Source organism: Gemmatimonadota bacterium (assembly GCA_009835325.1).
Lineage (GTDB): Bacteria > JAAXHH01 > JAAXHH01 > JAAXHH01 > JAAXHH01 > JAAXHH01.
Genome location: VXWP01000101.1, coordinates 16,931 through 41,753 on the forward strand (window position 1 = coordinate 16,931; position 24,823 = coordinate 41,753).

Below are 24,823 nucleotides of genomic sequence, written 5' to 3' on the forward strand. Positions count from 1 at the left end.
CCTTAGGGGTTTTTAAACAAACGGAGAAGGAGCAGAAAATGGCATTTAACATTAAAGAAGAAGCTATGGAGTTACTTCTAAAAGCTCACAACACTAAAGAAGGATATATCAGTCTTCAATATGATCAATTTGGCAGTCAGTATGTTCGTATTGGAGACTGGCATTCTTCCGCTTTGATTGGTAGGTGGAAGAAACAGTTTGAAGCTATAGTATCTTATCTCCTTAATGAAGGGTATATAGAACCAAGTGGATCGAGCTATGAATTGACTCTAAGAGGTTGGGATACAGGCGACGAATTGAAAGGAGAGGTTATAACGTGAAGCGTTGCCTAGATTGCCACTTTCTAAGTAAGTACCATATCGATATTGAGGGTATCAGACGCCATTTTTGTTGGACTGAAGACGAACGTGTTGAAAAGAAAATACCTGAACAGTATTTACCTTGTTGTTTTAAAGGCGTATGGAATGCAGGCGAAGACAGATCTTTTTTAGCACCCGCAAAGTTTCAGGAGACTTTAACCAAAGACAGAAACGAAACATGCTTTTACATCAAGTATCAAGAAGGAATGATGTTTGACGCGGCAACAGAACTTTATCGGATGTACACTGATAACCGTCAGTTAAAGAAAAGTAATAGAAACACCATGATTGCTCTTTGGATCGCAGCTACAGGTTTAGTGTTAAACACCATTGTGCAAATATTGAAATAGATAGTTCATTTAAAAACACTAGAACGCTAAGGCCCTATTTTAGTTAGTAGGGCCTCTTCTGTTTATACATGAGACAGGATCCTAATACTAGGTCTTATGGTTGAAGTACAGGCAAATCAAGCATTGTGTTTGGAACTCAAATCCTATCTATCAGGTCTCTGCCCTTGTTACTTAAATTACTGAAATAACGCCACTAAATGAGACCAATTACGCAGAACATAACTAGAAGTACTAAACTATTACAGCATTTGGATTCAAGTAGACTGGAGTGTTTTCGCCAATCACTGATCGAATGGTACCGCAATTATCGGAGAGACATGCCGTGGAGGCAGACCAAAGACCCCTACGCGGTCTGGGTCTCTGAAATCATGCTCCAGCAGACGCGGGTAGACCAGGTTCGGCCTTACTACGACCGATTCATGGATCGTTTCCCCACGGTAAAGCACCTCAGCAAGGCCCCGCTCGAGGTCGTCCTGAAGGCATGGGAAGGCATGGGGTACTACGCCAGGGCGAGGAACCTACATCGTGCCGCCCGCCTGATCGTCGACGAACACGGTGGGCAGATACCCGAAGATCCCGCGCGAATCTCGGACCTGCCGGGCATCGGACCCTACACGACTGCCGCCATATTGAGCATTGCTTTCGGGAGGGACTGCCCGGTCGTCGACGGCAATGTCGTTCGCGTATTGAGCCGCCTGTTCCACCTGACCGACAACCCGGCTTCCTCTGCGGCCAGAAAGCGAATAGATGGTATCGCCGGTCGACTCCTCGCCCGGGGGCGGGCGGGCGACTTTAACCAGGCCATGATGGAGCTGGGGGCCACGATTTGCACGCCGCGCAAGCCCCGCTGTGGTGCATGTCCCGTGAACCCGTTTTGCGAAGCCCGTAAATTGCTGCCGGACCCTTCGGTGCTGCCGCGTAGACAGCCGCGCAAGCAACGGCCTCACCATCATGTCGCCGCCGCCATCGTACGCCGGGACGACAAGGTGCTGATCGTCCGGCGGCCGACGGAGGGCCTGCTGGGTGGATTGTGGGAGTTTCCGGGCGGGATTTCGAAGGAAAAGGCAGTCAGCAAGAGGATACTACATAACGAAATCAAACGACAACTGGGCATCGAAATCCGTGTCGGCCACGTGTTCGCGACCGTCAAGCACGCCTTTACCCATTTCGAGATGACGCTACAGGGCTACCTTTGTACGTACCTCAGTGGAGAAGCGCGACATCGCGACGGTAATGACTTCTGCTGGATTCGGTTCGGTGAATTTGAACGGTATGCCTTCCCCAAAGCGCATATACGACTCATCGAATCCATAACGGTAGTGGAATGAACAACGTAAACTACCTCGTTCCTAAAACTCGAGGCGTGAGGTCGAGACCAATAGGTCAACATCCATTCTGTATCCCCGTCTAAGCTCTATCCCACTCCGCGTGAACGGTGCAGGCCGAAAGCTGAACTCGCCTTACAGTAATCTTGGCATCGGACCGGTCAATTGCCACCACGGCCTCCACACGTTCATCTACGGTACATTCGATAACTGGCGCGTCACGTTCGAAGACCTGTAAGGGAGCCTGCTGAATAGAGTCAAAGATGCTGACCGGAATCTCAACAAGCTGGTATTTCTGCGGCGCGTTGCCTACGTCATCCCGAAACGCTCGTATCATGACGATTTGATCAACGGTTTCCTGGTATTGTCTGAACAATTCAAGGGTACGGTCTCGCCGATCTCTTGCGGTGCGAGTGTCCTGAATCCACGCGGCCTCCGTCAGTTTGGAAATGTGCAATGTCGTATCGGATAAGCCCATGGCGGCGGTGGACTTAAGAGACAATCTCCGCTGGTTGCCCGACGCCGGACGAACGACCATATCAATGAATCGCTGAGTTTGAGAGCCTGGAGGATCGACTGACCAGTGCAGGTGTTCACAGGCGTTTCTAAACACTGTTTCAAAGGACGAAAGTCCCAATGGCTCGGTTGTAGCCCCATGGTGTACCGATAACGCAAGCCCAAAGTACTCAATCCAATTCGGTTCGCTTGTCAGCCATGTCCCACTAGATCGAATGTTTGCACTCGGAGGATTCGCCAAAGACTCCATGACTCTTGCAACAAATTCGATCTTGACAGGAGAAAACGAATCGAGCGTCGCTTTGAGTTCATCAAGCGTCATGGCGCACTCAACCTTCGTTCAATCAGGTCTACGTAGTCGGGCTTTATCTCAATCCCAACCCAACTAAGACCGAGTTCACTTGCCGCAAGAAGAGTAGTCCCCGAACCCGCATACGGATCAAGTACGATACTGTCGTCGCGGGTTGTGATGGCTACACAGCATCGAGCAAGCGAAAGAGGCATCATTGCGGGATGATCATCTGCTTTCCCATTAACTCGCTTCAACGGTTCAGTAGGGATCTCCCAAACCGTTCGCAGGCGACGATTATGCGGTCCCTTGACGATTTCGTGATCGTAGTAATAGTCCTTTTCTTTGGACAAGAGGAAAACAGTTTCGTGCGCTTTAGTCGGGCGGTCTCGAACGGACTCTGGATGGGCATTCGGCTTGTACCATATGACCTCACTGCGAACCCACCAACCCGCATCCTGAAGAGCAAACGCCAGTCTCCAGGGAACACCTATCAAGTCCTTTGGCTTGAGTCCTTTCGGCGTCGGCGGCCGAACTGCCATCGCACGTGCACGGTTTTTACGATCTGGTGCTCGATATCTCCGGTTGCCGGAGGTGTAGGAGTCACCAACATTCAGCCAAACCGTGCCATCGTCGCGCAGGACACGCTTTATCTGCTCGAAGGTGCAAACAATGCTCTTAACAAAGCCTCGTAAGCTGTCGTCCCGCCCAATCTGTTCAGCAACCCCGTAATCACGTAATGACCAATACGGAGGTGAAGTGACAACTGTTTGTACGGATTTATCAGGGAGTAGCTTCAGAGCTTTCGTGGCATCGCCGCAAATCACCATAGGGCGCTTTATAGTCTTAAATGGCGTACCGTTAGGTGAGTTCACTCGAATATGCGGTTCTCGCCGCTCATTCCCTGCTTGTGGACACCGTTGAAGGGATCGCTCGAAACGCGCTATCTGGTGCCCTTCAAATAACATCGCCTGCAGGTTTTCGTCGTTCACATTCCACCCACATTTTTAGGATTCGATGAGCCTGTGGAAGCTGCTTGCCTAAATGTTTCTGTGATGCCCAACATTTAAATGTAGTCCAAATGTATATTTAGCTTTCGGCACCCACATAACGTGCGCGCCGGACGGGTACTACCCATCCGGCGCAATCCCGTCCGGCACGGCATACTACCTGGCGCTACCGGGCGCTGCCGGGCGCCGCCGCCGATTCAGCGCCGCTTCACAGAGGGTTCGGGACGGGCGGCCGGTTTCCCGGCGACGCCGTTGTTTTCGACGGATTCGTCCTGGCCCGGGGGGGCGAATATCGCACGGACTTTCTCTTCGATCTCCCCGGCGAGGTCCCCCTGTTCCCTGAGCAACTGCCGCACGTTCTCGCGGCCCTGCCCGAGCCTTTCGTCATTGTAGGAAAACCAGGTCCCGCTCTTTTCAATGATGCCGTTGTTGACCCCGAGTTCGATCAGGTCGCTCTCTTTGGAAATCCCTTCCCCGTAGATGATATCGAACTGCGCCTCGCGGAAGGGCGCCGCCAGCTTGTTCTTCTTCACGGTACCCCGTACCTGGATCCCCGCCGAGGCGTCGTCTCCCTTGATGTTCCCGATCCTGCGCACCTCGATCCGGACCGAGGAATAGAACTTCAGGGCCAGCCCTCCGGTCGTCGTTTCCGGATTGCCGTACATTACTCCGATTTTCTGGCGGATCTGGTTGATGAAGATCAGGCAGGTCCTGGACCGGTTGATCACCGAGGTCAGCTTTCGCAGCGCCTGCGACATCAGGCGGGCCTGCAGGCCGACATGAGAATCACCCATTTCTCCTTCTATTTCGGCCCTCGGGACCAGCGCGGCGACAGAGTCGATGACGATCACGTCCACGCCGCCGCTGCGGACCAGGATCTCGGCCACGTCGAGGGCCTGCTCGCCCGTATCCGGCTGATGGATGAGCAGTTTGTCCATGTCCACGCCGAGGGCCCGCGCGTAGCGGATGTCCAGCGCGTGTTCCGCGTCGATGAAGGCGGCCATCCCGCCCAGTTTCTGGGCCTCGGCCACGATATGCTTGGCCAGCGTGGTCTTTCCGGAGGACTCGTTACCGTATATTTCCACCACGCGGCCGCGCGGCACGCCGCCGATGCCCAACGCCAGATCGAGGGTCAGCGATCCCGTTGGTATGGACTCGACGGACAGTTGGGGGTTCTCGTCTCCCATCCTGATGATGGAACCCTTGCCGAACTGCCGCTCAATCTGCGATATGGCGCCGCTCAGCGCCTTCTCCCTTCCCGGATCGTTATCGTTCATGTCCGCGATCTCCCCTTCGTTGATGCAAGTGAACGTCTTTTTGGCATACCCTGTCCAATATGCCAAACATTTGTGTAGTGTCAAGCGAATTTCGCCTGACTATAATGAAATGGTCGTAAACCGGGTGAGGAAACTTGGAAAAATGTATTCCCGAACGACCCGAAAGTAAAGAAATATCGCGCCAATCCGGCCTGTTGCCGTGCACATGGTAAAAAACTGGAGAGGAAGGGCTTCGAAAGCCGTATATTATGACTATACACCCCCGTCTCCGTCGCTGGCCCCGTCGACATTTACGGAGCGTGAAATGAATGCATTCAGGAAAATCATCTGTCTCGGAGCAGCGGCCGTCTGCCTCCAGTGGGCATCATCGGGCTGTGCGGGAGCGGGTGCGCCGAGAACCATTTCCGACGACGCCGACAGCGCGAGCGTGAAAGCATCCGGTCTCGCACTAATGAACGAAGGCGACTACGAAGGCGCCATCGCCTTCTACCGCCGGGCGCTGGCCCTGGACCTGACGGACTCCGAGGCCTTTGGAAACCTGAGCGTGGCCTATTACTACCTGGGCAGATACGACGAGGCGTTGCGGGAAGCGCTGCAGGCCGTCGTGCTGTCGCCCGAAGAAATCAACTGGCGGCTCAACCTGGGCGCGATCTATACCCGCAAGGGGAACCACGAAGGAGCGGCGAGAGCCTATAGCGCGGCCGTGAGTATCGCCCGCGACCTGCCGGAGCAGAACCGCTATCAACTCCGGAATGCCCTGATGGGCCTGGGCCGGTCCAGCGAACTGTCCGGTGCGTACGACCAGGCGCTGGACGCGTACGAGGAAGCGCTGGTTTTTGCACCCGATGACGTGGCATTGCTGACCGGGGTCGGCAACATATACTTCCGGCAGGGACGGCTGGAGGAGGCCGAGGCGTCGTATCACCGGACGTTGGCACAGGATTCCACGCATTCCGTGGCCAGGTACAATATGGCGCTGGTCTATTCCCGGTCGGGGCGATACGACGAGGCCTTCGGACTGCTGGCGGACAACCCCGTGCTGGACCGGCGGCTCGAGAGCGCACTGGAAGGCAGTACCGTAAGCGCCGTGGACCGGTCGAAGACCCAGAGCATCACGGCCTACCGCGCCAGGTTCGGGAGGATGGGCGGACCCCCGTCGCCCGGCAGCCGGCAGGGACGCCGGCCACCGCCCTATGTCCATGTGAGGGGGCTGACCTATTACGAACAGGGCGCGTACGCGGAGGCGATGCAGGCCTTCGAACAGGCCCTGGCCGAGGATCCCGGGCTTGCGGAGGCCCATCTGTACATCGGAAACATCTTTGCACTGCAGGACCGCCAGGCAGAGGCGGTCGAAGCCTATGAAACGGCGATCGCCGTCGACGGGCAGTTCTTCGAAGCCTACAACAACCTGGGCACCGTGTATGCCAACACGGACCGCACAGAAGAAGCCATGGACGCCTACGGGAAGGCGCTCGCGTTAAACGACCGTTTCTACGACGCCCGTACCAACCTCGGACTGCTGTACGCGGAGGCGGGCAGGCTGGACGAAGCGGTCGAGGAGTTCAAGAAGGTCATCCGCGCCGAAGTAGGCATCGCCGAGGTCCACAACAACCTCGGCATCGTTTATCTCAGGCAGGGGAAGGATGAAGAGGCCAGCGAACAGTTCAACAGGGCCATCGCGCTTCGCGGCGATTTCCCGGAAGCCTACAACAACCTCGCGCTCTCTTACAGCCGGGACGCCGCCCTGGACGACGTGATCGAGACCTGGCACGGACTCGCGGCCGGATGGGCCGGCCGCGATACCTCGAACCGCGCGGGCTTCGACTGGATGCCGCTCCGGCGGGTGGCCGCCCGTTCTTCCGCCGTGGGCGGTGCAGCACGGTCGGCGTACCGGGAAGGGGTCGAAGCCGCCTTCGGTTACGATCTTGAAACCGCGCTTTCACACTTTCGGGAAGCCCTTGCGGCACGGCCTGGCTGGAACGCCGCGCAGCTGGCCGTGGCCGCTGTATTGCTGGCCCAAGGAAAGTGGGAGGAGGCGGCGACAGCGGTCGAGCAGGCGATTGACCCGGAGACCGCGGACCCGCTGCCCAACGCCATCCTGGCCATCGCAAGGGCTTCCGGCGGCGACTTCGAGTCCGCGCTCACAGCATGGGAGGGTGCGGTACGCCTGTCCGGCGCGCGGGACGGCTCCGCTCCGTTCGAGGCGCTGACGGCGATGCGTGCGAAAACGGAGGCCGCGGACCGGGTGTTGCGCGCCCTGGACCGGGCTGTGTCGCTGCGTCCGCGGTTCACGACCGCGCATTTCAATATTGGCCTTGTCAACGATATGCTTCATCGCTACCATCAGGCCATACTGAGCTACCGGGAAGTCGTCCGCTTCGCTCCGGAGCTGGGCGCCGGGCATTTCCGCCTGGGTATCGCGTACTTCCGGATAGGCGATTTCGAGAAGGCCCGGGATTCGCTACGTGCGTATATTCGTCTCTCCGAGGACCCCATGCTGCTTCCCCAGGTGGAGACTTTTTTGAACAGATCGGGATAACCGGCGCCGCTGCATGCCCGGAAGAGAAACCTGCGCGAAATGACGGAAAAAACGCTCGAACAGGTCGTCGGGGAAAGGCCGTTCCGCGAGTATGCCGCCTGGTGGCCGGTAGGGAGCGCTTTCACCGCGTTCATGTCCGAAGCCATCGTCAGCGAATGGAGAGCGCTGGAACTCGACAGCGGCGTGCTGGAACCCGACCGCGGCGCGCTGGACCCCGACAGCGGCGCGCTGGACGACGTCCGGGAAGACGCGGAAAAGTACATCAGGACGGTGTACGGCAGGCCGGCCAGGCAGGAGTTACTGGAAGCCTTCGTTCACCCGGACAGTGAAACGGCGCTGCAGTCGGGCGAATTCGACGCCCTTTCCTATGCGTTCTACCGGTCGGCCTTCCGGCACATTGAAAGGCATCCGGATCGCTTCGATGAGGGACTGGAACGGGAACGCCGTCTGTTTACCATCCGGGTGGGCAAGTTGTTCTTCAACCACCTGAATCGTCACCTCGCGCTGGACCTGCCCGACGGCCTGAACACGCCGGGCCAGCTCGGACAGTTGTCCGCCGCCATCGATCGCGTCGGCCGTTTCCTGCACGACCAGGGATATCTCCGCAGTCACTTCGCCTTCCGATTCGACGTGGACATAGAGCAGGGAGCATCTCGAATCACGCAGCATGCCGATGACGTCATTTCCCGTCTGGGGAAAGGCGATCTGGCCTACGCGCTGTACGAGATGGGCTATCCCGTCATACTGCCCTCCGCGGTCTACCTCTACCACACGATCGGGGAAGCGCAGCATCATTCCTCCCGAACCATCGAGAACCTGTTCGGCGAAGTGGGATACGACGCCAGGGAGACGGACGACTTCGATCCCATCGGATATCCATCGGAAATGGTGGTGGAACTCTGGGAGATCCGCAGCCTGTGAAACCCGCGAGTCCCGACACGCTGGTTGATGTCGACCGGTATCCGCTGGAGAACCTCGACAGCCGCGACGGCCAGGCATTCCTCGCTTCCTGCCGATCCGGACTCGAGGAGCAATCCATCTGCGTACTCGAAGGGTTTTTGAATCCCGCGGCGTTGGCCGGCATGGTGCGGGAGACCAGCGCCTTGACCTCGATCGGTTTCTACTACGACCGGCCGCGCACGAGCTACGAGGGAAACGACCACGTCGACCGGACCTGGCCTCCCGGCCATCCCCGGACCGTCGAGCATGTCAACCGCTACCGCCAGGTCCTCAACTACCAGATCCCAAACGACAGTCTCGTGCGCAGCGTATTCCATTGGCCGGCCCTGACCGAATTCGTGCGAAGGGTGCTCGGGTTCGATACCCTGTATACGAGCGCCTGTCCCCATCTCGCCCTGACGCTTCAGATCGCGCACGAGGGAGATAGCAACGGGTGGCACTTCGATTCCAATAACGGCAATATCACGCTGTTGATCCAGGCGCCCGATGCCGGCGGGGTATTCGAATACGTACCGGACCTCAGAGCGGACCACGACGAACATTACGACGACGTGCGCGCCGTCTTCGAAGCGCCTGGAAAACGTGTTCGCCGCACAGCCATCCGGCCGGGAACGCTGGTGCTGTTCAACGGCAAGTACGCCCTGCACCGGGTGTCACCGGTCGGTCCGACGAAACGGCCCCGGATAATCGCGATCTTCAGCTACGACAAGCGTCCGGACCAGCTATTCTCCCGGGACTATATCGAGATGGTACGCGGCTTCAGGCAGGACGCGCCCACGGGCTGAGCCCGCGTCCATCAAGCGTTACGCTCGTATGGTCGCGCAAGACCTGAAGCCCGGAGTGCCAGGCATGGACTTCATAGAGCCCTACGTAATCGCCTTTTCCGACCTGGCCTGGTCCTACGTATTCTACCTGGTCATCGGCGGCGGAGCCCTCCTGCTGCTCTACAGCCGCTTCATGCCGTTCCAGTACGTGAAGCACGCCATCGACCTGGTGCGCGGCAGATACGATGATCCCGACGACCCCGGCGACGTCTCCCATTTCAAGGCGCTGGTCAGCGCACTATCCGCCACGATCGGCATGGGGAACATATCGGGCGTGGCCATCGCCATCACCACGGGCGGTCCCGGGGCGATCTTCTGGATGTGGGTCAGCGCGTTCGTCGGCATGGCGACCAAGTTCTTCACCTGCTCGCTGGCCGTCATGTACCGGGGAAGAGATACCGCGGGGCGCATACAGGGTGGGCCGATGTACGTGATTTCAGAAGGCCTGGGGGGCCTCTGGAAACCGCTGGCCGTCCTCTTCGCCGTCGCTGGAGTCATCGGCTGCCTCCCGCTCCTGCAGCCCAACCAACTGATACAGATCGTCCGGGATGTCGTGTTCGCGCCGTACCTGTCCTTCGAATACGGCCACTTCCGGTTCGATCTCGTCGCCGGGCTGATCCTGTCCTGTCTTGTGGCCACCGTGATTTTCGGCGGGATCACACGTATCGCTGAAGTCGCCTCCCGCGCCGTTCCGGCCATGGTGGTACTGTACATGGTCTCAGCGCTTTGGATCATCCTGTACAATCTGGGCGATGTGCCCCGGTATCTGTCTCTCATCCTGACGGACGCCTTTACCGGTGCGGCGGTGGCGGGAGGAGTAGTCGGCACGACCATCGTCACCGGAGTCAGACGCGCGGCCTTTTCCAACGAGGCCGGCATCGGTACGGAAGCGTTGGCCCACGGCGCAGCAAAGACCGGAGTGCCGGTTAGAGAAGGCCTGGTCGCCATGATGGGACCGGTCATCGACACGATGATCGTCTGCACCTGTACCGCGCTCGTGATCCTCATGACCGGCGTCTGGCAGACGACCGCGGACAACGGGGTAACGCTGACCGCAAGCGCATTCGAAGCGGCCATGCCCGGTTACGGTGCGTATATCCTTACCGTGTGCGTGTTCTTCTTCGCCGTTACCACGCTGTTGACCTACTCCTACTACGGCGCCAAGTGCCTGAGCTTTCTGATTGGCGCCAGGTATGTGAAACTGTACAACGCGGCCTACGTGGGTTTCGTCGTGGTCGCTTCCGTCGCCTCGATCGACGCGGTGATCAGCTTCGCCGATGGCCTGTTCGCCCTCATGGCGATTCCGACCATGACTTCCACCCTGCGGCTCGCGCCCCGGGTGATGAACGCGTTCCGGAAATACAGCACTTCCGCGTCACCTGGTGGAACGCAGACCGGCCGGCCGTCTCCGGCATAACGAAATACATTCGGGTAGAACGGTAGATTTGGTCAATTACGCCTGATTGTCCATTTATTAAAAAAACCAAACATTTTGTATTTACTACTTCACCCCTTTACGACATATTGTAGTTACTACCTGTCTCCCACGCCAATTCACCCACACAAATAGGAGGAGGAATACTATCGATTCCACCATCTAATCGTAAGGAGATTCGCCATGAAATACCGCAAGTGCCTTTCCTGGTTGGCCATTGGGCTGTTCGCCCTGGTTTCGACCGATGCCATGGCCCAGCAAGACCAGGAATTGGAAGACATAGATTTCGTCGCTGAAGAGGTGACCGTGACCGGTTCCCGAATCAGGGGCGAAGCCGCCGAATCCACCGCACCCGTTGTCATCCTCGCCAAGACCGAGATCCAGGAAAAGGGACTCGCGTCCATCGGCGACGTGCTCCAGACCCTCACCGTCCAATCCAACGCCATCAATACCCAGTCCAATAACGACGGCGACGGCTCCACCCGGATCAGCCTCCGTGGACTGGGCGCCGGCCGAACACTCGTTCTGGTCAACGGCCGCCGTTTCGTACCGGGCGGAACCGGTGCGAACTCGTCGGTCGACCTGAACTCCATTCCGGCATCCGTCATTGAGCGGATCGAGGTGCTCAAGGACGGCGCTTCGGCCGTGTATGGTTCCGATGCGGTCGGAGGTGTCGTAAACGTGATTACGCGGTCCGACCTGGAAGGCGTGGAGTTCGAGTACTACCAGGGGGTCTCGGGCGCGGGCGACGGTGACGTGATCGACGCCAGCTTAACCGCCGGTCTGCGAAGCGGCCGGGGAAGCATCCTGTTCTCCGCGGGATACCACAACCGCAAGCCCGTCTGGACCGGAGACCGTGATTTCAGTAAAGCGGACAAGGCCTACGACTGGGAGGCGAACGACGGGACCTTCGCGACGAACGGAAGTTCGGCGACACCCCAGGGCACCATTATCAACCGCTTGGGGCAGGACGGCAACGAGGCCTGGCAGGCTGTTATTCAAAGAGCCGGACCGGACGCCAGGGTTTTCTACAACGCCCCATCAGGCGGATGGCGGCCCATGAATCTCGGCGGGAACTCGGACGATGGCTCCGGCGACCTGTACAACTACCAGCCGGAGAACTACCTGTATACGCCGCAGACCCGTTACTCCGCTTTTCTGAGCGGCAACTACCTGTTCAACGACAACCTGAGCGGTTTCTTCGAAGTATCGTATACCAACAGGCAATCGGACCAGAAGTTGGCGCCGACCCCGCTCTTCATCATCAGCGAAGGGATCAGTGTATCGGCGGATAACCAGTACAACGACTTCGGCCGCGACTTCATCGACGTGCGCCGGCGGTTCGTCGAGGCGAGCAACCGCAACTTCCTGCAGGACCTCGACACCTACCGGATCGTACTGGGCATGGAGCACGAGTTCCGGGGCTTTACCGGGGACCTTGCCTTTTCCTATGGCCGTACGAGCGGAACCAATGTCAACGAGGGCCGGTTCATCAAGAGTAATGTCGAGATGGCCCTGGGACCCGATGCGGATTGTGTGGGAGGTTGCGTACCCCTGGATATCATGCACGGTCCCGGTACGATCACGGAAGACATGCTGAAGTTCATCCAGTACACCGGTATCGCCAGGGGCTATACTACGCAGCGGATCCTTCAGTACAACCTGACCGGCGACCTGTACGACTTGCCGGCTGGGCCCGTTGGCGTAGCCGTAGGTGCTTCGTCCCGGTGGGAAGCGGGCGGCTCCATTCCCGATCCCATTACCGCCACGGGCAACACCACGGGCAACAAGGAAGAAGCGACCGAGGGTGATTACTCGGTGCGCGCGATATACGCCGAAACCAGTATTCCGGTCTACCAGAACGATATGGGCGGCCTAAACGTTACGGCGGCGGGCCGGTTGTTCGACTACGACACCTTCGGGTCGGACTTCACGTACGAGGCGGGCGCCCGTCTCGAACTGCCGCGAGGCCTGGCCTTCCGGTCGACCTACTCGAAGGCTTTCCGAGCACCAAGCGTCGCCGAGATGTTCCTGGGCCAGAGCGACAGCTTTCCGCTGGTCAGTGATCCCTGCAGTGTCGTGGACGAGGCCGGCAATCCGCGCAACCTGACCTCGCAGCAGATGCGCAACTGCGCTTCCGCGGGCGTCCCGGGGGATTTCGAAGATTCCAGGGCGCAGCTCAGGGCCAGGGTCGGCGGTTCCACCGATCTCGATCCCGAGCGGGCCAACACGGTGACGGCCGGCCTGGTGTACCAGCCCGAATTCATCGATAACCTCGATATCGCGGTGAGTTACTACGCCACCAAGATCGAGGATGAAATCGGCGCGCTCGGCGCGGGTCTGATCCTGAGCAACTGCTACTCCCAGGACAACCCGACGGACTGCGAGAAGGTACAGCGTGACGCGAACAACCTGATCACCAATATCTTCTCGACCGCCACTAACATCGGCGAGACGGAAACCAACGGGCTGGACATCGAACTGAATTACATCGACGACACGCCCCTCGGCCTGCTCTCGGCGCGGCTCGAGTCCAATTACCTCTTCGCCTACGACGTAATGCTGCCCGTTGCGGGTGGCTTCGAACTGGTTCAGGGCAAGGGCTATTACGACCTGGGCGTGTTTCCGAACTGGCAGCACAACGCCAATGTCGGCCTGAAGTGGAGCCGGGCATCAGCGGGTGTCTCATGGCAGTACACCGGCGGTTTCCAGGAGTGCGAGGACGATGACTGCAAGGGCCTGTACCGCGACGATGTGGGGACAAACCCGGCGGTACGAGACGTGGATGCGCATCACCTCTTCGGTATCCAGGGGTCCTACCGACTGTTCACCGGAGCCGGCGGTTCCGTGATTACGGTCGGTGTCAACAACGTGTTCGACACCCCGCCCGCGGTGATCTACAACGGATTCCTGGGCACGTCGGACGCGGCGTCGTACGACTTCCTGGGCAGGTACCTGTACATCAGGCTTTCCCACTTCCTGTAGACTGACGTACGGTAAACAGATGGGTCCCGGTATTGATCGACGGACGAACATGGCTGTTGGCGGCGTGTTTATTCGTGGCGCCCACCAGTACCGGGATCCTCGCCCAGGATGCGGACGGACCGGACTCCCTTCAGATCGACTACGTCTTCGACGAAGTGACGGTGACCGGGTCCAGGATACGGGGCGAAGCGGAGGGCTCGACGGCCCCGGTGGTCATCCTCGCCCGCGAGGAGATCCGGGCCCGGGGGCTCGCCTCCGTGGGGGACGTCCTCCAGTCGCTCACGGTCCAGTCCAACGCCACCAATACCCAGGCGAATTACAGCGGTGACGGGGCCACCCGCATCAGCCTCCGCGGACTCGGCGCTCACAGGACGCTGGTCCTGGTCAATGGCCGCAGGTTCGTGCCCGGCGGCCTCGGCGCGGACGCCGCGGTCGATCTCAACGCCCTTCCTTCCACCGTTATCGAACGGATTGAAGTACTCAAGGACGGCGCCTCCGCGGTCTACGGTTCCGACGCCGTGGGCGGGGTCGTCAACATCATCACGCGGTCGGACCTGGACGGCGTGGAATTCGAGGCCTACCAGGGCGTATCGGGCGCCGGGGACGGCGCGGCCATAGACCTGGCTTTTACCGCGGGCCTTAGACGAGACCGGGGCGATATCCTCTTTTCCGCCGGATATCACGACCAGCGGCCGGTCTGGACCTTCGAGCGTGGTTTCAGCGAATCCGACAAGAGCTACGACTGGGGAAGGAACGACGGATCCTTCACGACGAGCGGCAGCTCGGCGACGCCGGAAGGCCATATCGTCGACCGGTCGGGCGCGGCGGGGAACGACGCCTGGAAGGCGGTCAACGCGGCAGCGGGCGACGAGGCCGGCGACTACTTCCTCGATCCGTCCATGGGCTGGCGGCCCTTCAATTACGCGGGAAACTCGCTGGACGGCACCGGCGACCTCTACAACTACCAGCCCGAGAACTACATCTTCACGCCACAAAAACGGTATACCACGTTCCTCGGCGGCACGCACCGGTTGAGCGACTGGCTGCGGCCGTTCTTCGAGGTGGTGTACACCAACCGGCAATCCGAACAGAAACTCGCACCAACCCCGCTCTTCACCATCGAAGAAGGCACCCCGGTCTCGGCGGACAACCGGTACAATGCGTTCGGGCGGGACTTCGTGGACGTGCGGCGCCGCTTCGTGGAAGCCGGGAATCGCATCTTCAACCAGGACCTCAGCACCTTCCGGATCGTACTGGGCCTCAAGAGCCGCCTCGCGAGTTTCGACTCGGACGTCTTCTATGCCTTCGGACGCACATCCGGAACCACGGTCAACCGGGGCCGGTTCATCCGGAGCAACCTAATGCGGGCGCTGGGTCCGGACGAGGCATGCACGGGGAACTGCGTCCCCCTCGATATCCTGCACGGCGCCGGGACCATCACGCCCGAGATGCTGGCCTACATCCAGTACACCGGCGTTGCCAGGGGCTACACGCGGCAGAAGATCCTGCAGTGGAACCTGGCGGGCGACCTGGCGGAACTCACGCACGGACCGCTGTCCGTGGCCGCGGGCGTGTCGTCGCGCTGGGAGTCCGGCGCCTATACGCCCGACCCCATTACGGCTTCGGGCAACACGACGGGGTTTCGAACCGAAGCGACCGAAGGAGGCTTTTCGGTCCGCGCCCTGTATGGCGAGACCCGGCTGCCGGTTTACCACGGGAACGGTATCGGGCTGCACCTGAACGCGGCGGGAAGAGTGTTTCACTACGATACCTTCGGTGCCGGGTTGACCTATGAGACCGGGGCGGGGGTGGAACTTCCCCGGGGTCTGACGCTGCGGACCACATGGTCCAACGCCTTCCGCGCCCCCGGCATCGCCGAGATGTTCCTGGGTGCGAACGATGTGTTTCCCCTGGTGAGCGATCCCTGCAGCGTGGTGGACGAAGCGGGCAACCCGAGAGAACTAACCTCGCAGCAGCGGCGGAACTGCGCCGCCGCGGGCGTCCCGTCCGGGTTGAGGGACACCCGCGCCCAATTGCGGGCACGGGAGGGCGGGTCGACCGAGCTCGAACCGGAGCGCGCGGGGATGATCACGGCCGGCATGCGTTATCGTCCCGGTTTCGCACCGGACCTCCAGGTCGACCTGAACTACTACCGGAACCGGATCGAGGACGAAATCGGATCCCTCCCCGCGGGGGTCATCTTGAGCAACTGCTACTCACAGGACAACCCCGCCAGTTGCGGCCAGATCGTCCGGGACGCAGATACGAAGCTGATCTCCCACATCGTGCAGACCAACACCAACGTCGGCGAGACCGAGACCGCCGGATTGGACCTGGAGGCCGCCTACAACGGCAACACCCCCTTGGGCATCCTGTCGGCACGGGTGGAGGCCAACCTGCTGTTCCGGTACGACCAGTTCATTCCCGCGGCCGGCGGCACGGAAGTGATCAAGGCCAGGGGATACTACGACGTGGGCGTGTTCCCCCGGTGGCGCCACAGTGCCGCGCTGGACCTCAAGTGGCGGCGCGCCTCGGCGGGACTCACGTGGGAATACATCGGTGGTTTCGTGGAGTGCGAGGACAACGACTGCAAGGGCCTGTACCGGGCAGACGTCGTCGAGACGCCGGCCTACAGGGACGTGGCGTCCAACAGCGTGCTCGGCATTCGTGGAACGTACAGGCTGTTTACCGGGGTGGGCGGCACCGTGCTGACCCTGGGGATGAATAACGTGTTCAACCAGCCGCCCGCGGTGATCTTCAACGGGCTGCTGGGGACGTCGGATTTCTCCACCTACGATTACATGGGCCGGTACCTGTACCTGCGGGTGTCGCACTTTCTGTGAGCGGTGGGCATGCTGGTCGGTTTCAGCTTCCGGCCTGTCTGATTCCCAGAGTTTCAGTTCTTCTTGCCATCGTCTGAACGGTCTGAGTCCGTAGCATCCTGCCGATCTTCTTTGCCCGCGTCATCGGAATCGTCCGATTCGCTGGAGTCTTCCCCGCCGGAATCGTCCGACTCGCCGATCTCGCCCGATTCCGCCTTTTCCTGGTCTCCCGCGTCACTATCCGCGGGATCACCATCGCCTTTACGGTCGTCCTGGTCCGCCCCCTCGGAATCCTCGCCACCCTTGCGATCCGCCTTCTCATCCTCATCCGGCTCTTCGGAGTTCCCCATCTCTACATCGTAGTCGTAGATGAACTCGTCGTCATCGGGCCAGTAGCCTCGGCCGGTGCGCTGCTCGCCAGCCGGAGTCGACGAATCCCGGGGAAGGGTCGGGGTATCGGGCTCGCCGGTGGTCAGTGCGGGCCGCTCCCCTTCGTCTTCACCGCCTCCGTCTTCTCCGCCACCGTCACCGTCGTCATCCCCCTCCTCCTCATCTTCCGCCTCTTCGGCTTTCCTCCGGCTTCGGCCGATCAGTGCGGCGATCCCCATGCTGATGAAATAGAGCACCACCAGCGGAATCGCCACGAGGGTCTGCGTGTAGGGATCGCCCGTGGGCGTGATGACGGCCGCGGCGATGAATATGACGACCAGGGCGATGCGCCACACCCGTTTGAGCACGCCTGCGTTCAGGATGCGAAGCCAGGTCAGAAACGCCACCACCGCCGGCATCTGGAACACGACGCCCATGATGAGCACCATCTTGTTTACGAGTCCGATATAGAACCCAATGTCCCACTGGGGCTTGATGTCCGGTACATGGAGCTGCACGAAAAACCGGACCATGACCGGGATCAGGACGTAGAAAGCAAAGGCCGCGCCGACTAGGAAAAGCACGCAGCAGAAGAAGATGACGAGGGGAACGTACTTCTTCTCCTTGTCGAGCAGACCGGGCGATATGAATGTCCAGAGCTGGTAGAGGACGTAGGGCAGTACGAGGGCGAATCCCAACAGCAGCGAGATGTTTACCCTGGCCGTGAACATGCCGGCCGGCCGGATGGCCTGAATCTCGATCTCGGTCTTGAGGTTTTCCTGGAAGGTCGGCGAGAGCAGGAAATTGATGATGTAATCGGCAAAGGTGAAGCAGAGGACCATGCCGACCAGGATGGCGAGGACGGACTTCAGTATGGCCCGGCGAAGCTCTTCGAGATGTTCCAGGAAGGACATCTCGCCGCTGCGGCCTTTCGCTGGGGACATGACTGTTCCTCTCGCCGGTAGGTACTTCCAAACAACGGGCGGTAAGTAAGTCCGGACCATCGTTCCTGTCAAGCAAATCCCCCGTGTCCTCCGCCTCCAATGGCCTTGACGAAGGCGGGTTCCAAACTTAGTTTAGTCGAGTCGTTTCAGAGGATTCCGCAGGAGTCGCAGCGGGTTGCGGACCATGGGTTTTGACAGGTCGCGACCTGCCGCCGGGAGCCGCCGAAGCATGGACGACAACGGGTTGGTTAGAGGCGTCATTCTGACCGAAGATCGCGATGCGGCCGGGCCTGCCGAATGGGATAGCTGCCCGGATCTGCTCCTTCCCCTGGCCAACAAGCCGCTTGTCGAATGGATGCTGGCGGAATACGCTCGGGCCGGGGTCCGGGAATCGCTGATCGCGGCCGGGCGGGACACCGGGGAGATCGCGGAGTTTTGTGGCGACGGCGCGCGGTGGGGCATGTCCCTGGCGTATTGGGAAGAAAGAGACTCGCGGGATGCATGGGAAGCTCGGGATGCACGGACCGCCCGGGACGCACCGGCCGGACAGCGTCTTTGTCGGTTCGTCCGGGAGGTGACGGCGTTTACGAAAGATGCGCCGTTTCTGGTATCAACAGGTCCTCAACTGCTGGAATCCGAGGTTTACGCGCAACTGGTTCAGTCGTACCGAGAGCACCGCCCATGTGGGATCCGTGCGGGGCGAATCACCGGCCACACCTCCGGCACGTCGCGTTATATCGCTGAGCATACCCGTATCTATTTGATGACGGCCCGGACCTGCGAAGTCCTGGTAAACAAAAGCACCCATGACCATACACTGAATGGCCTGTTTGGCGCGGCGCTGGTTGATCTCGCCGGCCGCGGCGAAACCGTGCTGAATCTGGACCTCGAACATCCGCCATTCGACGTGAGATCGCCCGAGGCGTACCTGGCATCGAATGAACGGATGCTCGCTTCAGGCCCGGAAAGCACGAGGTCGGCATTGCCGGAAATCATGGACGACAACTTCTCTTCTCCGAACCTCGTGATGCGACCGCCGGTAATCGTCGACGACACGGCCGAACTCGAACGTTGCCGCATCGGCCCCGGCGTCAGTATCGGCCCCGGTGTACGCATAGGACACGGCGCGGCCATCGAACACAGCGTGATCATGACGGGCGCCGATGTCGGCGACGGCGCATCGATCTCCTATGCAGTCATTGGCAAATACGCCGGCATCGAGAACCGGGCCATCCTGCATGGCAGCGCGGACCGCGTAATCGTCGTCCGGTCCAGGCACGCGTCAAGTGTTGGAACCTGACGAACGCCCGTTCACACTGCTTTCACAACCACGATCCTCAAGCAACTATGTCTCATCTCACCTTAGGCACGGCCGGCCACGTCGACCACGGCAAGAGCGCCCTGGTGGAAGCGCTGACCGGCGTTCATCCCGATCGCCTCAAGGAGGAACGGGACCGGGGCATGACGATCGATCTCGGTTTCGCCTTCATGCCGCTGGGCGACGGGCGGGAAGTCCCCATCGTCGATGTCCCGGGCCACGAGCGGTTTCTCAAGACCATGGTCGCCGGAGTGAGCGGCATACATCTTGTTCTTTTCGTCGTGGCCGCGGACGAGGGCGTCATGCCCCAGACTGTCGAACACCTGGGTACGGTGAGATACATGGGGGTCGAAGCGGGCATCGTCGTCCTGACGAAATGCGACCTGGTCGACGAAGAGTGGCTGATGCTCGTGGAGGACGACGTGAAGTCGCTCGTGACCGGCTCGTTCCTGGAGGACGCACCGGTCGTCCGGGTTTCGTCGGTAACGGGCCAGGGGATCGGCCGGCTGAAGGAGATCATCGAAGACCGGCTGGTGGGACTGTCGGTCGAAGACGACGCAGGATACTTCCGCATGCCCGTGGACCGGGTGTTCAGCATGAAGGGCTTCGGAACGGTCATTGCCGGTACCGTCCTGTCGGGAAGCCTCTCGCGGGATTCGGACGCGGAATTGCTTCCGGCCGGGACGCCGCTCCGGATCAGGGGCATGCAGACCCACAACGACACCGTGGAACGTGCCGTCAAAGGACAGCGCGTCGCGCTGAACGTCTCGAATGTCAGGACGGCTGACATTCAGCGGGGCGATGAGCTGGGCGCGCCGGGTTACCTGCTCCCGACCATGATGACCGATGCCACGATGCAGTGTCTGGAGTCTCTGGAAGAGCCGCTGAAGAACAGGCAGCGCGTTCGCCTGCACAAGGGCACGAGCGAGACCATCGGCAGGCTGATCCTGCTCGACCGGGACGAACTCGCACCGGGCGAGACGGGTTACGTGCAGCTTCGCCTGGAGAAACCCATCGTGGCCGAACGCAACGAGCGCTTCATCATCCGCGGGTTCTCATCCATGCGGCTGCTCGGCGGCGGCCGGTTCGTGGAGGTCTATCCCCAGAAGAACCGCCGGTTCCGCCGGCCCGTGCTGGACTACCTGGAAGCGGTGACCGGCGCGGAACCGGATGTCCTGATCGAACGGGTCATGGGGCACGCACACGGCGCACAGCAACTCAAGTCCATGGAGGACCTCGTTCGCTTCACGAACCTTAATGCCGAAGTGCTGGAACAAAGCCTGATGCGGCTGGTGGAAAGGGGCGAACTCGTCCGGTTCCCGGACCACCGGTATCTGCACCGGGAAGGATACGCGGGCCTGATGGACGAACTGGTCAAACTGCTCGAAAAGATGCACCGCACCCAACGGCTGAAGGAAACGCTGCCCAAGGACGCCCCGAGGCAGCAGCTGTCCTGGGAACCTCCCAACACCGTCTATGACGGGTTGCTCAACGACCTCGACGCGGAAGGCCGGATCGTGCTGTCCGGCCGGTCGGTCCGGCTGGCCACCCACACGGTCAAGCTGAACGCCCGGGAAAAACGCACACTCGAGGCGTTCGAGGAACTGGGCGAGTCCGTACCTCCCGCTGTCTTCAACATGAACGATCTGCCGCAGGTCATGGAAGATCGGTCGATAATCGTGAAGGAATTACAGGTTGATCAGGACGCGGACGCGGATATGATTAGGAGCATGGCCGGGTATGCCCTGGACCAGGAAGTCTTCGTCGAATTCGCGGACCGGCAAATCATGCATCACCGGGCGCTTGAGTCGGTCAGGCAGCGCCTGGTGGCCTACCTGGAGTCCCACGGCACCGTGCGTGCGTCCGAGTTCCGCAGCCACCTGGGCATTTCCAGGGCGCACGCCACCGCGTTGCTGGACTACTTCTGCGACCTGGGAGTTACCAACCGGGAATCCGGCACCCACAGGCTGGCGCAAGGGGACTGAAAAAGAATACAGAAGCAGCACACAGGGGAGTGTATGGGTTGCTGGTGCGCCTCACGGACTTCAAATCCGATGGCGGGCCCTAAACAGGTCCGTGGTGGGTTCGATTCCCACACGCTCCCCCCAGAATCCGCATCACGATTGACGGTTGAATACCGAACTTCCGGCGCCTTCTTCTCCCTCGTTTTATTCACCGCCGCCATCTCCTCCTTTATGGGTATCCACCGCGAACCCGGACGCCCGTCTCAACGACCATCCCGTTGTTATTCACGGTGTTGAAATTATGGTGACGAAACACGGGTAGTGGAAAGATTGTGAATAAAAAGTCACGGTATATGAATTTCATATGATGATCTATTCATATCGTGTAAATTCAATATGATCATCTATCCGGTCAGGATCAGGATGGTCGTATTCGGCTGGGCGCGGGCGATGCCGGTTCAGCCGGTCAGCAGAGCGATTTCGGATACCGTGCATACAGAGGAGCAGATCGATGCCGGACGCTGACAGGTTAAAGGATAGTAACAGGAAGCTGCAGGAGCAGCTGGAAAAACTGAGCGAGGCCAGCCTGCGTATCAGCGAGAGTCTTGACGTCAACACGGTCCTGCAGGAAGTCGTCGCGGGAGCCTGCGCGCTGACCGGTTCAAGGATGGGCGGAATCACCATGATGGACGAATCGGGACAGTTACTGGACTTCGTCGCCCATGGTCTGAGTGAACGCGAGTATCAGGAGCTCATGGATCTGCCGCAGGGGTCCGAAATCTGGGAGTATTTGAAGGGCGTTACGCAGCCCCTCCGGTTAAAGAACATGTCGGCTCATTTCAAGTCGCTCGGTCTTACCATTCATCCGATAATGGAACATGTTCTCCTGGGCGTTCCGATCCGCCACCAGGGCGTCCAGGTAGGATTCTTCTACCTGCTCGACAAGGAATCCGGGCAGCAGTTCACCGCGGAAGACGAGCGGATCATTTCTATGTTCATTTCACAGGCCGGCGCGGCGATAACCAACGCCAAGAAACACCGTGATGAGCAACAGGCAAGGGCTGACCTGGAGGCGCTGATCGACACTTCCCCCGTCGGTGTGGCGGTATTTGACGCGCGGACCGGGAAGGCCGTGTCGTTCAATCAGGAGTCGCGCCGAATCGTCGGCGACCTGGAGACTCCGGGCCTGTCGATCGTGGATCTGCTTGACGTCATCAACGTGAAGCGTGCGGACGGGCGTGAAATCGAACTGGAGGAATACACGCTGGTACGGCTGCTGCGCGAGGCGACAACCGTTCGCGCCGAGGAAATCGTACTCGAGGTCCCCGATGGCAGAAAAGTCACTACGCTGATCAACGCCACGCCCATCGTATCGGAGCAGGGCGAGGTACAGTCGGTCGTGGTCACCATGCAGGATATGACGCCGCTGGAAGACCTGGAACGCCAACGGGCCGAGTTCCTGAGCACGGTGAGTCATGAAATGAGGGCTCCGCTTGCATCCATCAAGGGTTGCGCGGCCACGGCCCTCGGAAACGCTTCCGTTCTACAGCCCGCGGTATCTCAACAGTTTTTTCGAATCATCGACGCGCAGGTCGACAACCTGAGCGAGTTGATCGGCAATCTGATGGACGCGGCGCAGATCGAGACGGGTTCGCTCTCCGTATCTCCTGAACCGGCGAACCTGGCGGCAATCGTGGACCAGGCCAGAAGCGCATTCCTCAGCGGGGAGCATCGCCAGATCGTCAAGATCGACCTGCCGCCGGATCTTCCGAGAGTGCGGGCGGACCAGCAGCGGGTCGTACAGGTGCTGTGCAATCTCCTTTCCAATGCTGCCCGTCACTCGCCCGACTCGTCCACCATTACCGTGCAGGCTGAGTTGAAGGACTATCAGGTGGAGGTGTCGGTTGTTGACGAAGGCAGGGGCTTTCCCGCGGAACGGCTTCCTCACCTGTTCAGGAAGTATGCCCGGAGCGGCCGCGACGAAGCCGGATTGGGATCGGGCCTGGGCCTGTCCATCTGCAAGGGGCTGGTGGAAGCCCATGGCGGGCGCATCTGGGCCGAGAGCGAGGGGATGGAGCTTGGAACGCGGTTTACTTTCACGATACCCGTGGCCGAAGAGATCCCGGCGAGTGCCGTGGCCGTACCGGACGGCAGGCTTGCCGGCTCCTCACCCCCCGGTGGTCAACAGCCGAGCATACTCGTCGTGGATGACGACCCACAGGCATTGGGATACATCAGGGGTATTCTGGTGAACGCGGGTTACAGTCCGATACTGACCGGAGAGCCCGAACAGGTCGAAAACCTGGTGAACGACCGGCAGCCGGATCTTGTCCTGCTCGATCTGCTGTTGCCCGGTACCGACGGCATCGAATTGATGCAGAACGTGACGGCGCTGTCGGAACGTCCGGTGATCTTCCTGTCGGCATACGGCAGAGACGAGACGATCGCCAAGGCGCTGGAGATTGGTGCGGCGGATTACGTGGTAAAGCCGTTCTCGCCGACGGAACTGATCGCGCGGATCCAGGCCGCACTGCGCAAGAACGCCGGACCGCCCGCACCATTTCAGGTTGACGATCTGGTCATTGATTACGATGAACGAAGGGTTGTCCTGGAGGGCAGGCCGTTGACCCTGACGGCCACCGAGTACGACTTGATCCGGGTTCTTTCGACCCATGCCGGCAAGGTGGTCAGCTACGACCAGCTTCTGAGGAACGTCTGGCAGTCGCGGAATTCAGGGGATTTGAGGGTCGTACGGTCCATCGTCAAGAACCTCAGGCGCAAACTGGGCGACGAAGCAGGAAACCCCCGGTACATCTTCACGGAATCCCGCGTCGGTTACCGGATGGCCAAACCCGCGCCGGTACAGAGCAAGGAGTAACCCTTGACGAAGCAGCCTGGTCAACCGCCGGCACGATCAGTCGAACCGGAAACGCAGCCGGGCATGCCCATGGAAATCCTGGGCATGTACCTCTTCATCGCCAGCGAACTCATCCTCTTCATCACGCTGCTGTTCATCCTGTTCTGGCTGCGGTCCGGTCTCGTGGCGGACTGGCCCCCGCCCGACCAGCCTCGGCTGCCCATCGGGATCACGGGCATAAACACCTTGTTTCTTCTGGTGAGCGGTTACTCAATGCACCGGGCGTACCGGGCCGTGAAGCGGAACGCGTCCCGCCAGCTGACCCGTTGGCTGATGATCACGTGCGTGCTGGGCGTCATCTTCCTCACGGTCCAGGGGTTCGAATGGATCCGGCTGATTCAATTCGGGTTGAGCATGACCTCGAGCCTGTACGGCGCCATGTTCTACACGATCATTGGACTGCATGCCGTCCACGTGCTCGTAACCGTCCTCGTGCTGCTATACCTCTGGGTCCGATCCTCCGCCGGCGCATACACCGCCGAAAAGCACACCGGCGTGGTGCTGGGCTACATGTTCTGGCTCTTCGTCGTCCTCATCTGGCCCATCCTCTACGTACTGGTCTACCTTGTGTGAAGCACGGCAACTGAACGTGAATGGACCGGTCGACATCGAGCGTGCCC

The 24,823-nt window shown here is 60.0% G+C and carries 17 protein-coding genes and 1 tRNA gene; 14 read left to right on the top strand and 4 right to left on the bottom strand.

Annotated features, from left to right (window positions below; genetic code table 11):
* Positions 1-38: 38 nt before the first annotated feature.
* The 3 genes from F4Z81_14175 (at position 39) to mutY (ending at position 2,037) form a co-directional block, all read left to right on the top strand.
* Positions 39-320, top strand: a complete 282-nt coding sequence (locus F4Z81_14175; protein ID MXW06192.1) for a hypothetical protein — start codon at positions 39-41, stop codon at positions 318-320.
* Positions 317-709 carry a hypothetical protein gene (locus F4Z81_14180; protein MXW06193.1) on the top strand — a complete coding sequence of 131 codons (393 nt, stop codon included), beginning with the start codon at positions 317-319 and terminating at the stop codon, positions 707-709. Before F4Z81_14175 ends, F4Z81_14180 begins: the two co-directional genes overlap by 4 nt.
* A 197-nt stretch (positions 710-906) precedes the next feature.
* The gene (mutY, locus tag F4Z81_14185) at positions 907-2,037 is read left to right on the top strand and encodes an A/G-specific adenine glycosylase (protein MXW06194.1); all 1,131 of its coding nucleotides are present in this window, start codon (positions 907-909) and stop codon (positions 2,035-2,037) included.
* A 79-nt stretch (positions 2,038-2,116) separates the two neighbouring features.
* On the opposite strand, the gene F4Z81_14190 is transcribed toward mutY, so the two are convergent.
* The 3 genes from F4Z81_14190 to recA all read right to left on the bottom strand — a co-directional run bounded on the left by F4Z81_14190 (position 2,117) and on the right by recA (position 5,126).
* Complete coding sequence (locus F4Z81_14190) at positions 2,117-2,872, bottom strand: hypothetical protein (GenBank protein MXW06195.1); 756 nt, start codon at positions 2,870-2,872, stop codon at positions 2,117-2,119.
* Complete coding sequence (locus F4Z81_14195; protein MXW06196.1) at positions 2,869-3,669, bottom strand: site-specific DNA-methyltransferase; 801 nt, start codon at positions 3,667-3,669, stop codon at positions 2,869-2,871. Before F4Z81_14195 ends, F4Z81_14190 begins: the two co-directional genes overlap by 4 nt.
* A gap of 377 nt (positions 3,670-4,046) precedes the next feature.
* Positions 4,047-5,126 (bottom strand): recombinase RecA, encoded by a 1,080-nt coding sequence (recA, locus tag F4Z81_14200; GenBank protein MXW06197.1) that lies wholly within the window; start codon positions 5,124-5,126, stop codon positions 4,047-4,049.
* A gap of 199 nt (positions 5,127-5,325) precedes the next feature.
* On the opposite strand from recA, the gene F4Z81_14205 reads away from it, so the two are divergent.
* From F4Z81_14205 to F4Z81_14230, 6 genes are all read left to right on the top strand, one after another.
* Complete coding sequence (locus F4Z81_14205; GenBank protein ID MXW06198.1) at positions 5,326-7,665, top strand: tetratricopeptide repeat protein; 2,340 nt, start codon at positions 5,326-5,328, stop codon at positions 7,663-7,665.
* Between the two features lie 39 nt (positions 7,666-7,704).
* A complete protein-coding gene (locus F4Z81_14210) occupies positions 7,705-8,586 on the top strand; it encodes a hypothetical protein (protein ID MXW06199.1) in 882 nt (293 codons plus the stop codon).
* Positions 8,583-9,410: a hypothetical protein gene (locus tag F4Z81_14215; protein ID MXW06200.1), complete on the top strand. Its 828-nt coding sequence runs from the start codon at positions 8,583-8,585 to the stop codon at positions 9,408-9,410. The genes F4Z81_14210 and F4Z81_14215 overlap by 4 nt, the downstream gene beginning before the upstream one ends.
* Before the next feature lie 64 nt (positions 9,411-9,474).
* A complete protein-coding gene (locus tag F4Z81_14220) occupies positions 9,475-10,866 on the top strand; it encodes an alanine:cation symporter family protein (GenBank protein ID MXW06201.1) in 1,392 nt (463 codons plus the stop codon).
* Between the two features lie 201 nt (positions 10,867-11,067).
* Complete coding sequence (locus F4Z81_14225) at positions 11,068-13,869, top strand: TonB-dependent receptor plug domain-containing protein (protein ID MXW06202.1); 2,802 nt, start codon at positions 11,068-11,070, stop codon at positions 13,867-13,869.
* Between the two features lie 32 nt (positions 13,870-13,901).
* Positions 13,902-16,712 carry a TonB-dependent receptor gene (locus F4Z81_14230; GenBank protein ID MXW06203.1) on the top strand — a complete coding sequence of 937 codons (2,811 nt, stop codon included), beginning with the start codon at positions 13,902-13,904 and terminating at the stop codon, positions 16,710-16,712.
* A gap of 53 nt (positions 16,713-16,765) precedes the next feature.
* Here F4Z81_14230 and tatC read toward each other — a convergent pair whose 3' ends face one another.
* Positions 16,766-18,076, bottom strand: coding sequence for a twin-arginine translocase subunit TatC (tatC, locus tag F4Z81_14235; GenBank protein MXW06204.1), 1,311 nt, complete (start codon positions 18,074-18,076; stop codon positions 16,766-16,768).
* Between the two features lie 112 nt (positions 18,077-18,188).
* On the opposite strand from tatC, the gene F4Z81_14240 reads away from it, so the two are divergent.
* From F4Z81_14240 to F4Z81_14260, 5 genes are all read left to right on the top strand, one after another.
* Positions 18,189-19,304, top strand: coding sequence for an NDP-sugar synthase (locus F4Z81_14240; GenBank protein ID MXW06205.1), 1,116 nt, complete (start codon positions 18,189-18,191; stop codon positions 19,302-19,304).
* A 47-nt stretch (positions 19,305-19,351) separates the two neighbouring features.
* A complete protein-coding gene (gene selB, locus F4Z81_14245; GenBank protein MXW06206.1) occupies positions 19,352-21,307 on the top strand; it encodes a selenocysteine-specific translation elongation factor in 1,956 nt (651 codons plus the stop codon).
* A gap of 25 nt (positions 21,308-21,332) precedes the next feature.
* A tRNA-Sec gene (locus tag F4Z81_14250) sits at positions 21,333-21,430 on the top strand.
* 367 nt (positions 21,431-21,797) lie between these two features.
* Positions 21,798-24,164, top strand: coding sequence for a response regulator (locus F4Z81_14255; GenBank protein MXW06207.1), 2,367 nt, complete (start codon positions 21,798-21,800; stop codon positions 24,162-24,164).
* Positions 24,165-24,167: 3 nt separating this feature from the next.
* Entirely contained in the window at positions 24,168-24,776 is a 609-nt protein-coding gene (locus F4Z81_14260; protein MXW06208.1) for a heme-copper oxidase subunit III, read from the top strand.
* Positions 24,777-24,823: the final 47 nt, after the last annotated feature.

Coding starts and splice junctions, on each gene's coding strand:
- F4Z81_14190 (MXW06195.1), bottom strand. CDS start 2,872: ATGACGCTTGATGAACTCAAAGCGACGCTCGATTCGTTTTCTCCTGTC.
- F4Z81_14195 (MXW06196.1), bottom strand. CDS start 3,669: ATGGTGATTTGCGGCGATGCCACGAAAGCTCTGAAGCTACTCCCTGAT.
- F4Z81_14240 (MXW06205.1), top strand. CDS start 18,189: ATGGGTTTTGACAGGTCGCGACCTGCCGCCGGGAGCCGCCGAAGCATG.
- F4Z81_14210 (MXW06199.1), top strand. CDS start 7,705: ATGACGGAAAAAACGCTCGAACAGGTCGTCGGGGAAAGGCCGTTCCGC.
- F4Z81_14220 (MXW06201.1), top strand. CDS start 9,475: ATGGACTTCATAGAGCCCTACGTAATCGCCTTTTCCGACCTGGCCTGG.
- mutY (MXW06194.1), top strand. CDS start 907: ATGAGACCAATTACGCAGAACATAACTAGAAGTACTAAACTATTACAG.
- F4Z81_14225 (MXW06202.1), top strand. CDS start 11,068: ATGAAATACCGCAAGTGCCTTTCCTGGTTGGCCATTGGGCTGTTCGCC.
- selB (MXW06206.1), top strand. CDS start 19,352: ATGTCTCATCTCACCTTAGGCACGGCCGGCCACGTCGACCACGGCAAG.
- recA (MXW06197.1), bottom strand. CDS start 5,126: ATGAACGATAACGATCCGGGAAGGGAGAAGGCGCTGAGCGGCGCCATA.
- F4Z81_14255 (MXW06207.1), top strand. CDS start 21,798: ATGCCGGACGCTGACAGGTTAAAGGATAGTAACAGGAAGCTGCAGGAG.
- F4Z81_14175 (MXW06192.1), top strand. CDS start 39: ATGGCATTTAACATTAAAGAAGAAGCTATGGAGTTACTTCTAAAAGCT.